This is a genomic window from Aeromonas sp. ASNIH4, assembly GCF_002934425.1.
Classification (GTDB): domain Bacteria; phylum Pseudomonadota; class Gammaproteobacteria; order Enterobacterales; family Aeromonadaceae; genus Aeromonas; species Aeromonas hydrophila.
Genome location: NZ_CP026217.1, coordinates 4483036 through 4496500, shown reverse-complemented (window position 1 = coordinate 4496500; position 13465 = coordinate 4483036). Strand labels below are relative to the sequence as shown.

General features: G+C 63.2%; 18 protein-coding genes. 12 read left to right on the top strand and 6 right to left on the bottom strand.

Annotated elements, in window-relative coordinates:
- The first annotated feature begins 37 nt into the window (after positions 1-37).
- On the top strand, positions 38-862 hold the full coding sequence (locus tag C2U40_RS21100) for an MBL fold metallo-hydrolase (protein WP_103827774.1): 825 nt from the start codon (positions 38-40) through the stop codon (positions 860-862).
- 209 nt (positions 863-1071) lie between these two features.
- Here C2U40_RS21100 and asnA read toward each other — a convergent pair whose 3' ends face one another.
- Positions 1072-2064 (bottom strand): aspartate--ammonia ligase, encoded by a 993-nt coding sequence (gene asnA / locus C2U40_RS21090; protein ID WP_016352287.1) that lies wholly within the window; start codon positions 2062-2064, stop codon positions 1072-1074.
- Between the two features lie 153 nt (positions 2065-2217).
- Between asnA and asnC the strand changes: the two genes are divergently transcribed.
- The gene (gene asnC, locus C2U40_RS21085) at positions 2218-2679 is read left to right on the top strand and encodes a transcriptional regulator AsnC (protein WP_011707730.1); all 462 of its coding nucleotides are present in this window, start codon (positions 2218-2220) and stop codon (positions 2677-2679) included.
- Positions 2680-2773: 94 nt separating this feature from the next.
- Here asnC and C2U40_RS21080 read toward each other — a convergent pair whose 3' ends face one another.
- Positions 2774-3538 carry a substrate-binding periplasmic protein gene (locus C2U40_RS21080; protein WP_011707729.1) on the bottom strand — a complete coding sequence of 255 codons (765 nt, stop codon included), beginning with the start codon at positions 3536-3538 and terminating at the stop codon, positions 2774-2776.
- An 85-nt stretch (positions 3539-3623) separates the two neighbouring features.
- Between C2U40_RS21080 and C2U40_RS21075 the strand changes: the two genes are divergently transcribed.
- Positions 3624-4160, top strand: coding sequence for a DUF2301 domain-containing membrane protein (locus C2U40_RS21075; RefSeq protein WP_041216795.1), 537 nt, complete (start codon positions 3624-3626; stop codon positions 4158-4160).
- On the opposite strand, the gene C2U40_RS21070 is transcribed toward C2U40_RS21075, so the two are convergent.
- Positions 4157-4561, bottom strand: a complete 405-nt coding sequence (locus C2U40_RS21070) for a CBS domain-containing protein (protein WP_016352284.1) — start codon at positions 4559-4561, stop codon at positions 4157-4159. The genes C2U40_RS21075 and C2U40_RS21070 overlap by 4 nt on opposite strands.
- 120 nt (positions 4562-4681) lie before the next feature.
- On the opposite strand from C2U40_RS21070, the gene C2U40_RS21065 reads away from it, so the two are divergent.
- The gene (locus C2U40_RS21065) at positions 4682-5386 is read left to right on the top strand and encodes an SDR family oxidoreductase (protein ID WP_103827775.1); all 705 of its coding nucleotides are present in this window, start codon (positions 4682-4684) and stop codon (positions 5384-5386) included.
- A 2-nt stretch (positions 5387-5388) separates the two neighbouring features.
- Here the strand turns inward: C2U40_RS21065 and C2U40_RS21060 are convergent, their stop codons facing one another.
- Positions 5389-5904, bottom strand: coding sequence for a 2-amino-4-hydroxy-6-hydroxymethyldihydropteridine diphosphokinase (locus C2U40_RS21060; RefSeq protein ID WP_011707725.1), 516 nt, complete (start codon positions 5902-5904; stop codon positions 5389-5391).
- Positions 5905-6033: 129 nt separating this feature from the next.
- Between C2U40_RS21060 and cydH the strand changes: the two genes are divergently transcribed.
- The 4 genes from cydH to C2U40_RS21040 all read left to right on the top strand — a co-directional run bounded on the left by cydH (position 6034) and on the right by C2U40_RS21040 (position 9426).
- Entirely contained in the window at positions 6034-6126 is a 93-nt protein-coding gene (cydH, locus tag C2U40_RS21055) for a cytochrome bd-I oxidase subunit CydH (protein ID WP_017409791.1), read from the top strand.
- Positions 6127-6224: 98 nt separating this feature from the next.
- The gene (locus tag C2U40_RS21050; RefSeq protein WP_011707724.1) at positions 6225-7625 is read left to right on the top strand and encodes a sensor histidine kinase; all 1401 of its coding nucleotides are present in this window, start codon (positions 6225-6227) and stop codon (positions 7623-7625) included.
- Positions 7626-7633: 8 nt separating this feature from the next.
- Positions 7634-8149 (top strand): hypothetical protein, encoded by a 516-nt coding sequence (locus tag C2U40_RS21045; protein ID WP_011707723.1) that lies wholly within the window; start codon positions 7634-7636, stop codon positions 8147-8149.
- A complete protein-coding gene (locus C2U40_RS21040) occupies positions 8146-9426 on the top strand; it encodes a sigma 54-interacting transcriptional regulator (RefSeq protein WP_103827776.1) in 1281 nt (426 codons plus the stop codon). Before C2U40_RS21045 ends, C2U40_RS21040 begins: the two co-directional genes overlap by 4 nt.
- A gap of 72 nt (positions 9427-9498) precedes the next feature.
- On the opposite strand, the gene C2U40_RS21035 is transcribed toward C2U40_RS21040, so the two are convergent.
- Positions 9499-9981, bottom strand: a complete 483-nt coding sequence (locus C2U40_RS21035; protein WP_011707721.1) for a DUF1097 domain-containing protein — start codon at positions 9979-9981, stop codon at positions 9499-9501.
- Between the two features lie 370 nt (positions 9982-10351).
- On the opposite strand from C2U40_RS21035, the gene msrP reads away from it, so the two are divergent.
- Together msrP and msrQ are read left to right on the top strand one after the other, a co-directional pair.
- Positions 10352-11353, top strand: coding sequence for a protein-methionine-sulfoxide reductase catalytic subunit MsrP (msrP, locus tag C2U40_RS21025; RefSeq protein WP_103827778.1), 1002 nt, complete (start codon positions 10352-10354; stop codon positions 11351-11353).
- Positions 11354-11372: 19 nt separating this feature from the next.
- Positions 11373-12005: a protein-methionine-sulfoxide reductase heme-binding subunit MsrQ gene (msrQ, locus tag C2U40_RS21020; RefSeq protein WP_103827779.1), complete on the top strand. Its 633-nt coding sequence runs from the start codon at positions 11373-11375 to the stop codon at positions 12003-12005.
- A 44-nt stretch (positions 12006-12049) separates the two neighbouring features.
- Here msrQ and C2U40_RS21015 read toward each other — a convergent pair whose 3' ends face one another.
- A complete protein-coding gene (locus C2U40_RS21015) occupies positions 12050-12295 on the bottom strand; it encodes a PepSY domain-containing protein (protein ID WP_010635834.1) in 246 nt (81 codons plus the stop codon).
- Between the two features lie 63 nt (positions 12296-12358).
- Here C2U40_RS21015 and C2U40_RS21010 point away from each other — a divergent pair, with 63 nt between their 5' ends.
- The gene (locus tag C2U40_RS21010) at positions 12359-12691 is read left to right on the top strand and encodes a PepSY domain-containing protein (RefSeq protein ID WP_011707718.1); all 333 of its coding nucleotides are present in this window, start codon (positions 12359-12361) and stop codon (positions 12689-12691) included.
- Between the two features lie 86 nt (positions 12692-12777).
- Positions 12778-13434 carry a response regulator transcription factor gene (locus C2U40_RS21005; RefSeq protein ID WP_011707717.1) on the top strand — a complete coding sequence of 219 codons (657 nt, stop codon included), beginning with the start codon at positions 12778-12780 and terminating at the stop codon, positions 13432-13434.
- Positions 13435-13465 lie beyond the last annotated feature (31 nt).

Here is a 13465-nt window from a genome sequence, read left to right as displayed (position 1 = left end):
GGCCTCGTGCCTGCGTTTTGTTTTCAGGGGAAGCGAGATGCTGAAATTTTCCGTGCTGGTGGATGATGAGGTTCATCTGCCTGGCTGTCTGCCCGAGCGAGGGTTGGCGTTGCTGCTGGAGTGTGACGGCCTCAGGGTGCTGTTCGACAGCGGCCGTGGCCGGGCGCTGCGCCACAACGCCGCCGTGATGGGGATCGATCTCGCCTCGCTCACCCATGTGGTGCTCTCCCACGGTCATTACGACCATGTGGGCGGGGTCGGCTCGCTGCCCGTCTATCCAAGACCCATCCCGCTCATCGCCTGTCCGGACGTGTTCTGCGAGCGGGGCTACTTCCTGTCGCTGCCCTTCTGGCGGCGCAACCTCTATCGCCTGTCGGGGGAGCTGGCTCGGGAGTCGCTGCCGGCCAGAGGCTTGCTTCCCCACTGCTCGGCCGAGCCGGTGTGGCTCTCGGATCGTCTGGTGTTCCTCGGCAGCATTGTGCGGCGCGACCGGGCTGCGCCTTCGCTGCTCGGCTACATAGTGCGGGGCGGGCGGGTGGAGAAAGACCTCATCAGCGACGATTCGGCGCTGGCCTACAAGAGCGAGCAGGGGCTCATCGTCTTTATCGGCTGCGGTCACGCCGGGGTCGAGAACATCGTCGAGCGGGCCAAGGAGGTGTGTGGCGACGAGCGGATCCACGCCGTCATCGGCGGCCTGCACCTGAAGTTTTCCGGCCCAGAGCGGGCGGTGGCGCTCGCTGCCTATCTGCGTGAAGAGGCGGTAGAGCAGTTGTTTGCCTGCCACTGCACCGGCAGCAGAAAGGCGGGGTTGCCGCGCCAGCGCCAGATCGGGGCAGGTTTTGAGCACAGTTTTTCGGCGTAAAAAAACGGCAATCCGAAGATTGCCGGGAGGAATGTAGTGAAGCGACCTGACGTGGGTTGAGCGGGTCGCAGGGGCAAGCCCCCGATTGCGAAGCGCGACCACTGCTGGCCTCGCCTCTTACAGCCTGCCGGGGATGCGCTCGCTCAACCCCGACGGCCACCTGCCTGTTATCCTGCCGGCGGCAATCGCGCCGGCATGGCTTTCATTCGTTACAGCATGCCTTGCACGGCGGCTTTCATCTCGGCCGGCCAGACGCCGACCTGGACCTGGCCGATGTGCTCTTTTTGCAGCAGCAGCATGGCCAGACGGGATTGGCCGATGCCGCCGCCGATGGTTTGCGGCATGCGCGCGGCCAGCAGATCCTGGTGCCAGTCGTACTGCAGGCGATCCTCGTCGCCGGTGATGGCCAGCTGACGGCGCAGCGCCTCGGCGTCGACCCGGATCCCCATGGAGGAGATCTCGAAGCTGTCCTGCAGCACCGGGTTCCACACCAGGATGTCACCGTTCAGACCGGCCAGCCCCAGCTCGCTGTGGCTGCTCCAGTCGTCGTAGTCCGGGGCACGCACGTCGTGGCGCTCGCCGTGGGAAAGGGCACCGCCGATGCCGATCAGGAACACGGCCCCCAGCTCCTTGGCGATGGCGCGCTCGCGCCCCTTGGCATCGAGGTCCGGGTAGCGGGTCAGCAGCTCTTCGCTGTGCAGAAACTGGATCTCGGCCGGCAGGAAGGGAGTCAGCTCGTGCTCGGCACAGACCGCGCGCTCGGTGGCCTTGATGGCAGCCCAGATGCCGCGCACGGTCTCCTGCAGGTAGGCCAGGTCACGGCGCTCGCTCGGCATCACCTTCTCCCAGTCCCACTGATCCACGTAGACGGAGTGGATGGGGGTGAGGCGATCCTCGTCCGGACGCAGCGCCTTCATGTGGGTGTAGATGCCTTCGCCCGGGCCGAAACCGAAGCGACCGAGAGTCTGACGCTTCCATTTGGCCAGTGAGTGCACCACTTCGTAGCTGTGCTCAGGCAGGGTCTTCACCTTGACCTGCACCGCATTCTCGTGGCCAGAGAGGTTGTCTTGAGTGCCATCACCGACCCGGCTCAGGATGGGGGCTTGCACCTCCATCAGACCCAGTTGCTGGGCGAGTTGGCGGGAGAACATCTCTTTGACGAAGCTGATCTGTTGCTGGCTGCGAATGTAGTGCTGTTTCATGCTGAATACCTGTCTTGAACCCGTTGGATGTGAGGATTCTTCAACAGATTGCCAACTAAATTCAATATTCGATAATAGAAATAGGCTTTGTGTATTTTTTTATTCAAAATACACCGGTAATTAATGATGAATCATCAAAGGAAGTGCAAAAAAGTGCCGGAAAATTATCGGATCGATAATCTCGATCAGGCCATCCTCACCGCCCTGATGGAGAATGCGCGCATTCCCTATGCCGAGCTTGCCAAGCAACTGCTGGTCAGCCCGGGCACCATCCATGTGCGGGTGGAGAAGATGAAGCAGGCGGGCATCATCGAGGGTACGCGGGTACAGGTGAACCCCAAGAAGCTGGGCTACGACGTCTGCTGCTTCATCGGCATCAATCTGAAGAGCGCCAAGGATTACCCCTCGGCGCTGGCCAAGCTGCAGGCGCTGGACGAAGTGGTGGAGGCCTACTACACCACTGGCCACTACAGCATCTTCATGAAGGTGATGACCCGTTCCATCGACGAGTTGCAGACGGTACTGATCCACAAGATTCAGACCATCGACGAGATCCAGTCCACCGAGACGTTAATCTCGCTGCAAAACCCGATCTTGCGGGATGTGAAGCCTTAAGGGCTGAGGGACGCGGGAGATCCATTTCACAGGCGAAACCCTGATTTCACTGCAGTGCCCGATCTTGCGGGATGTGCAGCCCTGACGGTCGGGCTCAGGGCTCGATATAGGGGATGCCGTAGTGGTCGTAGATGGCCTTGAGCCGGCCGTCGCGCTTCATGCGCAGCAGTTCGGCGTCGTAGGCCGCCATCAGGGCCGGGGTAGTGGCATCGGCCCTGGCCTTGGTCCAGACGGTGTAGTAAGGGCTGGCCTTGAGCGGCTTGGGCAGGTAATCGAGCTTGCCCTCCAGCCCCTCCTCCTTGATCTGGGCGAAGGCGGTGACCAGCGGCATGGGCACCACATCGATACGCCCGGCGATCAGCTTGCGCAGTTGCAGCTGGTTGATGGGGATCTCCTGGAAGTGATAGGCCGGGTCGGCGAGGGCGGCGGTCAGCTCCGGGGTATAGGAGAAATCCTTGGTGATGCCGATGCGCCAGGGTTTCAGATCGCTCAGGGTGTCGTAGCGGATCTTCAGCAGGTCGGCCTTGCGCACGAAGAAGTGCCAGCTGTGGCGCAGGTGGGCCTGCTGGGGGTAGAGCAGATAGCGCTCCCGCTCCGGCTTGTAGGAGTGGGTCATCACCAGGTCGTAGACCCCTGTTTCGGCGTTGCGGGTCAGCCGGGCGCCGGAGTCGGTCAGCTCGATGCGAATGGGAATGCGCAGCTTGCCGAAGATGGTACTGACCACGTCCACGTCCAGACCATGGGGAACGCCCTGTGCATCCAGAAACTTCAGCGGCGGCTCCAGGGTGCCACCGATGATCAACTCTTTGGCCTGCAGCCAGAGGGGGAACAACAGGCAGAGCAGAATGAATCTTCGCAAACCACATCTCCTGCACGGAATAGGGAATCGCTCGCGGGCATAATTCAAGTATATTGGCCCCTACCTGCAACAGAGGCGACCGCCGATGGCAAACCCTGAAATAGAAAGCGAGCTGGACGGCATCGACAGAGTGTCGGTCTGCCTCTATCGCCTTGGCTTGAGTCTGGCAGCCTTGCTGCTGCTGTGTCGAGGGGCAAGTCTGCTGCTCGGGCAGGATTTTTTGGCGCCGGCGAGCTGGCTGGTGGCGCTGGCCGTGGCCAGCGGGGTATGCGGGTTATGCTTGCATGTCTATGACAAGCGCATTCGCTTTGTGCTGCAGGGGCTGGGCTGGGGCGCCCTGCTGCTCAGTGCGAGCGGGGCGCCGGATGTGCTGGTGCTGGGGGCGGCGTTGGCCACGTTGGCGGGGCTGGCCTTCAAGGAGCAGTTCTGCTTCGCCATTCCGGGGATCAGGGCGGTCCCTCTGTTGCTGCCCCTGTTGTGGCTGCTGGAGCTGGCCGGTATCGGCTGGGCCGCCGCCCTGGTGGCGCTGGTGTGCGGGTTGCTGCTCTGTCTGCTCTCCCTGGCCAAGTGGCGCATGCCGCTGCACTTCGATATCGGCGACAAGGGGCGCTACCAGATTTAGGTGGGCAGGCAACCCTTCATCTGGGCGTTGAGAGCCTGCATGACCTGTCGGCGGCTGATGATGCCGACTACCCGGTTCCCCTCCAGCACCGGATAGACCTTGGGTCTGGCCTCGGTCATCTGGCGAGCCAGGTCAAGTATGCTGTCATCCGGGCTGACCGAGAGCGGTGTCCGGCTCATCAGATCCTCGACCCGGGTGCGGGTATCGCAGTGATAGCTGCCGGTGAGCAGGCTCGGAATGCAATCCTGCTCGGAGAGAAAACCGATCAGCCGCTGCTGCGGGTCCAGCACCGGCAGGCCGCTCAGGCCTGAGTCATGCAGCCGGTCCAGCGCCTCGGCCAGGCCGAGTTGCGGGGTGAGGGAGTGGGTCGAACGGCTCATGTGATCGCGGATCTGTAACATGGAAGTGGCTCCGTTAAGGTGGCAATGGCGCCACTATGCCCGCCGGGTGACGGCAACGGCCAATGGCTTGTGCCGTGGGGATCGATAGGTATCCCCCGGCCGGACAATCAAGGAGAGGGTATGCGTGCATTGGTGACGGGGTGTGGCCGCCGGCTTGGTTTCTATCTGTGCGAACAGCTGGTGGCGGCGGGTTGGCAGGTGACGGGCAGCTATCGCAGCGAGCGGCCCGAGCTGGCGCGACTGCGATCGATCGGGGTCGAGTTGGTGCAGGCGGATTTCGCGCGCGAGGAGGAGGTCGGCACGCTGATCGAGGCGCTGGCGGTCCATCAGGATCTGGCGCTGGTGATCCACAACGCCTCGGCGTTTGAGCCGCAGGCGGCGGATCCGGCGGCGCAGCTGGCCCAGTTTGATCAGTTCTACCGGGTGCACATGGCGGCCCCCTTCCAGCTCAACCGGGCGCTGGCGCCCCAGCTGGCGCGCAACGCCAATGCCGGCATCATCCATATCACCGACATCTACATCCACGCGCCGGCACCCCAGTTCGCCAGCTATGTGGCCACCAAGGCGGGGGCCCACTCGCTGGCCATGAGCTTTGCCCGCGAGCTGGCACCGGCCGTCCGGGTCAACACCATAGAGCCGGGCCCCATCCTGTTTCTCGACGAGCATGGCGATGCATGGCGCCAGCAGGTGCTGGCGAAGACGCCGCTGGCGCGGGAAGGGGGGCTGGCGCCCATCTGGCAGGCGGTTCAGCTGTTGATGCAGAACGACTACATGACCGGGGCCAGCATCCGGGTGGATGGCGGCCGCGGTCTGGCCGTCATCTAGGGTCAGCGCAGGAGCGCGGCGGGGGTCGCCATCTCCTGCTGCAGGGCGATGGGTGCGAGGCCGACCTGGCGCTCTTCGATCACCTTGCCCGCCATCAAGCGGGTGTGCAGCGGCAGGGTCACCTTGCGATCATGCACCTGGCCACGGCCATAGAGCTCCGCCAGCAGCTCGTCGAGATAGGCGTCGACCCGGGCGGTGGAGAAGTCATCGCTCTGGCTGCTGGCCAGGATGTCGATGTCCAGCGGCCGGTCCAGCACCTTGCAGCGCGGATCGCTGCGATCCCGGCCGTGGGCCAGCTCCATGGCGACGAAGTGTGCCTTGAGCTGGTGCGGTGCCAGCTCGCTCTCGGCGACGAACAGGCAGTTGAGGAAATCATGGCTGGAGTGCATCCCGACCGGCTTGGTCTGGATCACCGAGCTCAGTTGCAGGCGGCCAAAGTGAACGAGCAGCTCGCCGACCGCCTGACTGACGTGCTGATGGGGATCAAGATTCGATCCAATGCTACACAGATAGAACATGTCACCGGTCCTTGGATGGGGCTCATCTGAAATTCATACACAGCTCACGGTTATCGGGTTAACTATGCATTAACATCGGTTTGTCTGTTGTGATCAGGCTCTATCATCTTGGCAAGAAAGGAGGTTTGCATGAGCGTGGAACTGAAATGGGCACTGCTGACCGCATCTGGCGCGTTGGCCATGATCCTGATTATCTGTGTGGCATCCGTCGGTCTGGCGTGATGCCCAAGCTGCAGCATGAACCGGCCCCCTGGCCGGTTTTGCTTTTTGGGGGAGTGCAGATATGCTGACCCACCCCTGCTGAATTGAGATAGTCCAAGATGACCAAGGTACGCCCACGCTCCCTGCTGCAAGTGGTATTGATGGGGTTCGTTCTGGTGTTGATGCCTCTGGGCGGCATGATCTGGCACGACAGCCAGTCCCTCGAACACCTCAGCCAGTTGACCAGCGACGAGCTGGAACGGGCGGTGCGCGACACCCGTCGAGCGACACTGCTTACCACCCAAGCTATTGATCTTGAACGTACTCTTCGTCGCTATGCGGTGCTGGGGGATGAGCGCATCCTGGCCAGTTATCAGCAGCAGCTGGCGAGTTATCGCAGCCTGCTGGCCGCTCACCAGAGTTCCATCCCGGATGCCGAGGCTTACACGGGTCTCGAGCAGGCACTCGCCTGGCTCGACAGCCTGCAGGATCTCGCCCGCGCCAAGGCCGAGTCAAACAGCCCCAAATTTGATGAATTTAATCAGGTTAATCAGCAGCTTGAGATTATCACCCGCAGCCAGGTAGACGAGCATGTCAGCCGGGTGCGGGCGACCATTGCCGCCCTGATGACGGAGATCTGGTGGGTCAGCGGTTTCGTGGCGGTGCTCAGCCTGCTGCTGGTGCTGCTGTTTACCTATCTGATCATCCACCCGGTGCGTCAGATTGAGTCGCGGATCTTGAGTCTGGGTGCCGGTGTGGAACCGGACAAACGCCCGGTGGACGGGCCGGCCGAACTGGTATTGCTGGGGGAACGGATCGTCTGGTTGCACGATAAATTGAAGGAGCTGGAGCAACAGAAATACCAGTTCCTGCGCCACGTCTCCCACGAGCTGAAGACCCCGCTGGCGGTGCTGCGGGAAGGGGCGGATCTGCTCTCCGAGCAGCTTGTAGGGCCGCTCACCCCGGATCAGCAGGAGATCTGCCAGATGCTGGAGGAGAACAGCCGCCGGCTGCAGACCCTGATCGAACGGCTGCTCGACTTCAACCGGCTCAGTCAGCAGGAGGTGTTCACCCTGACCCCGGTGGCGCTGGCGCCCCTGCTGTCAGAATTGTCTGCAGAGTACCGGCTGGCGCTGGAATCCAAACAAATCAGTGTACACTTGCCGACCGATCCGATCACCCTGCAGGCCGAGCCATATCGCTTGCGGCTGATCCTCGATAATCTGTTCTCCAATGCGGTCAGCTACGGTGCCAGCGGCGGGCAGATCTGGATCCGTGCCGGGCAGGATGGCAACGGCAGCTGGCTGGAGGTGGCCAACGAAGGGCCCGCGATTCCGCTGGCCGAGCGGGAGCGGATCTTCGAGCCCTTCGAGCAGGGCAGTATTGTGCGCCAGGGGTTGCTGAAAGGCTCCGGAATGGGGCTCTCCATCGCCCGGGAATCGGCGATGAGCCTTGGCGGCGAGTTGGTATTGGTTGAAGATGAACAGGCGGATGTCTGTTTCCGGTTGACGTTGAAGTGAAGCCCAAGATGAAACAATGTGTTGTTCCGGTATTGATGATGAGCCTGCTCACAGGCTGTTCCCTGCTGCCAGCGCGTGACCCGGCGGCGTCGCCGGATCTAGCCCTCGCCAAACGGATGGAGTTTGCCAACAAGGAGATGCAGGTGCGCCTGCAATACTCGGACTGGCTGCTGGCCAGCCATGCCCAGCAGCGGGCCCAGGAGCGCCAGCGCCTCAAGGGGGCGACCGATATCGAGAGCCGGGTCAGCCTGGCCATGGTCAACACCCACCCGTCCGAGTCGGTGGCCAGCCGGCGGGCCGGGCTGGACAAGCTCAAGAGTCTGCTGCCGGAGCTCGGGCTGGATGCCCAGGCCTTCCTGCGCAGCTGGATAGCCCTCGGCGAGGAGCTGCTGGCCCGCGACAGCCGGCGCGATGATCAGAGTCAGGAGGTGCAGCGTCTGCGCCGCCAGATCGAGCAACTCTCCGCCATCGATGATCAACTCAATCAGCGCAAGCTGAACGGCAATGGCGAGGCGCTGAAATGAGTCGCATCCTGCTGGTCGATGACGATACCAGCCTGCTCAAGCTGATGAGCATGCGCCTGCGCAGCCAGGGCTATGAGGTGGATACCGCCGACAGTGCCGAAGGGGCGCTGGACCGGCTGCGCCAGCAACGGGCCGATCTGGTGCTGAGCGATCTGCGCATGGCCGGCATGGACGGGCTGGCGCTGTTCGAGCGGATCCAGTCCCAGTGGCTGGGGCTGCCGGTCATCATCATGACCGCCCACGGCACCATTCCCGATGCCATTCAGGCCACCCGCTCCGGGGTGTTCAGCTTTCTCACCAAGCCCATCGACAAGGATGAGCTGTTCGCCACCATAGAGCACGCGTTGAGCCTGACGCGCCCAAAGCAGCGACAGGATTGGCAGTCGCTGATCCTGACCCGCAACCCGCAGATGGAGCAGTTGCTGATCCAGGCTGGCAGCATCGCCGCCATGGAGGTGCCCGTGCTGATCATGGGCCCTTCCGGTTCCGGCAAGGGCGTCATGACCCAGGCGCTGCACCAGGCCAGCAGCCGGCGTGACAAGCCGCTGCACGTCATCAACTGTGCCGCGCTGCCGTGGGCGGTGCTGGATCTGCAGTTGTTCGGCGAGGATGGCCAGTCCGGCCTGTTTGAACAGGCCAAGGGAGCGACCCTGTTTCTCGACGAGATAGGGGACCTGTCGGAATCGCTGCAGGCCAAGCTGCTGCAGGTGCTGCAGGAGTACGGCCAGGGCACGCCCGAGGTGCGGGTCATCAGCTCCAGCCATCAGGATCTGGTGGCGGCGATGGAGGAGGGGCGCTTTCGGGAAGATCTCTTCTATCGGCTCAACGTGGCCAACATCACCTTGCCCCCCCTCAGCGCCCGCAGCGAAGACATTCCGCTGCTGGCCAGGCAGGCGCTGGATGATTATCGCAGCCGCCACGGCGACTGCGCCGCCCTCGGCTTCTCGCCGGAGGCGCTGGCCCTGCTGGCGGCGGCGGGTTGGCCCGGCAACGTGCGCCAGCTCTGCAGCGTGGTGGAGCAGCTGGCCAGCCTCTGCTGCAGCCCGGTGATCGGCGCCGCCATGGTGGAGTCGGCGCTGAGCGGCGGCAGTGGTGGCATCCCTTCGTTCAACGAGGCACGGGCCGAGTTCGAGAAGGAGTATCTGATCCGGCTGCTGCGTACCACCGAAGGCAATGTGACCCTGGCGGCCAACATGGCGGGCAGAAACCGCACCGATTTCTACAAGCTGTTGAATCGGCACGGCATCGAAGCTGCGAACTTCAAGTCGAAGGGATAAATGACAGAGGGGCGGCCCGTCGATGACGGGCCGCCCCTCTTGTTTCAGACCGGATCGGTCACATCGTCGGGATCAGGCCGGATCGGTGACGCCAGCGGTGGCCTGGGTTTTCTGGGTTTTGTGGGAGAGCCAGAGGCCGCTCGCCTTCATCAGGTAGCCAAACAGCGCACCAATCACCAGCGACGGCAGGATCAGCCGCCACTCGCCCGCCGCGCCGAAGGTGGCGCAGCAACCGGCGAAGGTGCCGGGAATGTAGCCGAGCCACTGCTGCTTGGCCTGCACGCACATCAGGGTGGCCACCACCCCGGTCATCAGGTAGCCCGCCACGCCGGCGCCCCACCAGGCGTCACCATGGATCAGCAGCAGGGCCCACAGCATGCCGCTGGCATTGCACAGCAGGGTCTGCAGCAGCGCCTTGTAGCCGCCGCTGGAGGCAAAATAGCTGGTGCAGCCGAGGAAGCCGACCCAGGAGATGAGGCCGAGGGTAACGGCGACCCAGCCCCAGACGGCGGAGAGGATCCCGGTCGTGATGGCGATGGCGATCAATGGGCTCATGGCGTGACTCTTCAGTAGTGAAATTCGGAAAAAAGGGAGCCTACCCCGCGCAAGAGGGGCGGCAAGCAGGGGCGGGATTGTGTGTGATCTGCATCACTCATTTCAACTCAGGAATACGCTTGCGCTCGCGAAAATATTTCATGGTGAGGCGCTGGCCCCTGCTCCATAGTTAGAGGCCCTGTCCTGCTCATGGAGTGAGTCTGATGGTGCCAAATGTGATCGTTCCCCTGCTGGTGTTCGTAGTGCTGTTTATGGTCGGAACCATGGCCAAGGCACTGCCCCTCTATCAATTCATGTAATTTTCCGTGAAATAAAACTCGGCCGGGGCGGGTCTTATGATTGTTACCCTCATCGCCCCGGGAGTTTTTCCATGTTGCTCAAGCGCCGCTCTGCCCACCACCTCACCGAACAGGACGTCACGCCGGAAGCCGTCTATCAGGATCGCCGCCTGATCCTGAAAGGGCTGGGGCTCGGCGCCGCCACCCTGGCGTTTCCGACCCAGGCCGGGGTGCTCGATCTCTTCTCTGGCGACAAGGCGGCGCCGGTCGCCACCCGGGCGCTCAACATCCACGCCGCTACCCGGCCGGAGGGGCTGATCCTCACGCCGGAGGAGAAGGCCACCACCCACAACAACTTCTACGAGCTCGGCACCGACAAGGGGGATCCGGCCCGCAACGGCCACTACCTCAAGCCCGAGCCCTGGACCCTGAAGGTGGAAGGGGAGGTGGCCAAGCCGTTTACCCTGGACGTGTGGGATCTGATCAACAAGAGCACGCTGGAGGAGCGCATCTACCGGCTGCGCTGCGTGGAGGCCTGGTCCATGGTGCTGCCCTGGAGTGGTATCGCGCTGGCGGATCTTATCCGCCGGGCGGAGCCCACCAGCCGCGCCAAGTTCGTGGCCTTCGAGACTCTGTATGATCCGGAGCAACTGCCGGGACAGGCGTCGCGCTCCCTCGGTGGCGGTATCGACTACCCCTATGTCGAGGGGCTGCGCCTCGACGAGGCGATGCACCCGCTCTCCTTCCTGGCGATGGGGCTCTATGGCAAGGCGCTGCCGGCCCAGAACGGTGCGCCGATCCGGCTGGTAGTGCCCTGGAAGTACGGCTTCAAGAGCATCAAGAGCATTGTCTCCATCCGGCTGGTGGAGGAGATGCCGCCCACCACCTGGAACCTGCTGGCCCCCAACGAATACGGCTTCTACGCCAACGTCAATCCGGCGGTGGATCACCCGCGCTGGAGTCAGGCCAGCGAGCGTTTCATCGGCGAGGGGGGCATCTTCGGAGCCAAGCGCCAGCCGACCCTGCCATTCAATGGCTATGCCGACGAGGTGGCGTCCCTCTATCAGGGCATGGATCTGCGCAAGTGGTATTGAGACGAGAGGAGCTGACACTATGACTCTGCGACTGACGGCGCGTCACATCACCCTGCTGCGGGTGCTGGTACACCTAGCCTCGCTGGGGTTTCTGCTCTGGCTGCTGGTGGCCGTGCCCGGCGGCCTGCTGGGAGGGGATCCGGTACAGGGGTTGACCCACTATCTGGGCAAGGGGGCGCTCAACCTGCTGCTGCTCACCCTGCTGGTATCGCCGCTGGCCAAACGCTGGCGGCAGGGGCAGCTCATCAAGCTGCGCCGCCCGCTCGGACTCTGGTGCGCCGCGTGGGCCGGTTTGCACTTTATGGTCTGGCTGGGGCTGGATCTGCAGTTTGACTGGGGGCTGATTGGCGGCGAGCTGGTCAAGCGCAGCTACATAGTGGTGGGGATGGTGGCGCTGCTGTTGCTGCTGGCGCTCAGCCTCACCTCGATCCCGGCCCTGCTGCGGCGCATGGGGCCGGCCTGGCAGAAGCTGCACAACTGGATCTACGCGGTGGCCCTGCTGGTGCCGGTGCACTACTGGTGGTCGCTTAAAAGCGGCTGGCAGGAGCCGCTCATCTACCTGCTGCTGGCCTGCGCTCTGCTGGTGCCGCGCCGCGACAAGCTGCTGCGCCCCTGGCGCCGACTTCGACCGCAGAAATTGAGGGAGGCATGAGGCAGGCAGTGTGCCGCCCCGACAACCCGAAATAAAAAAGAGGCCTAGTCGGCCTCTTTTTTGATGTCACCCGTATGGGCGTCCACCAGAAGTCGTACCCGCTGCCCCTGGGCATCCAGGGTTTCCACCTCGAATTTGTCCCCTTCCAGCTCCACTTCCCGAATGTCGTGATACCCTTGGGCCACCAGCAGTTTGACCAGCCCGGCCATGTCGAGACGGCTCTCGGCCGCCCAGCCGAGGGTGGAGAAGAGGCAAAGGATCAGCAGGAAACTGCGTCGGATCATATTCATTCCGGATTCATGGCTGGCAGACTATAAACGGCATTATGTTAGGTTTTGGGAGATGAATCATCCATGAATAGAGCCCTGTCTCTGCTTGGGTTGCTGCTGCCGGCACTGGCACAGGCGGCCACGCCGAACGAGGCCTTGCTGCAGCAGGCGGTCAGCGAGGGACGGGTGCGCCCCTTTCATGAGGTGATGGAGGTGGCTTCCCGCCTGCCGGTACGGGTGCTGCGGGTCGATCTGGGGGAGGAGGACGGCATCTGGCTGTACGAACTCAAGCTGATCGACAGCGAGAACAGCGTCATCAAGGTGGGCTATCGGGCCGACAACCTGGAGATGGTGTGGCTCAAGGGCCATCATCTGGAGCGGCTGTTCGAACCGCGTCCGCCCCCGGAAGAGGAGTGATGGAGTGAGTCCGCGAACGCGCCGCCATCCGGTTCGTTCCCCAACCGTCGCCGGTACCGGCACAACCCTGCTTTGGATACCCATTTATGCGAATTCTGATAGTTGAAGATGAGAAAACCCTGGCGGGCCAGCTGGCGGAACAGCTGCGCCTGTCCGGTTTCGTGACCGACCTCTGCCACGACGGCAACGAGGCCGGCTTTCTCGGCGAGACCGAGCCCTACGACGCCATCATTCTGGATCTCGGTCTGCCGGGCCGCGACGGCCTGAGCGTGCTGAAGGAGTGGCGCAGCAAGGGGATCGACACCCCGGTACTGGTGCTGACCGCTCGTGGCCAGCTGCACGAGAAGATCGAGGGGCTCAACGCCGGGGCCGACGACTACCTCACCAAGCCGTTTCAGGTGGCCGAGCTGGTGGCCCGGGTCCATGCCCTGGTGCGCCGCGCCGCGGGCAACGCCAGCTCGATCCTGGAGATCGGCGGGGTGCGGCTCGACATGGCGGCGTCCCAGGTGTGGTACGAAGGCACCCCCATCAAGCTGACCGCCCACGAATTCCGGGTGCTTGGCTATCTGATGCAGCACAGGGGCAAGGTGGTGTCGCGCAGCGAGCTGATCGACCACATCTACGCCCAGGATTTCGACCGCGACTCCAACACGGTGGAAGTGTTCATCGGCCGGATCCGCAAGAAGACCCACTCCGATCTCATCGAGACGGTGCGCGGCCTTGGCTACCGGATCAACGAATGAGCCGGATCTTGATGCCCTCTTGTGCCGGAGC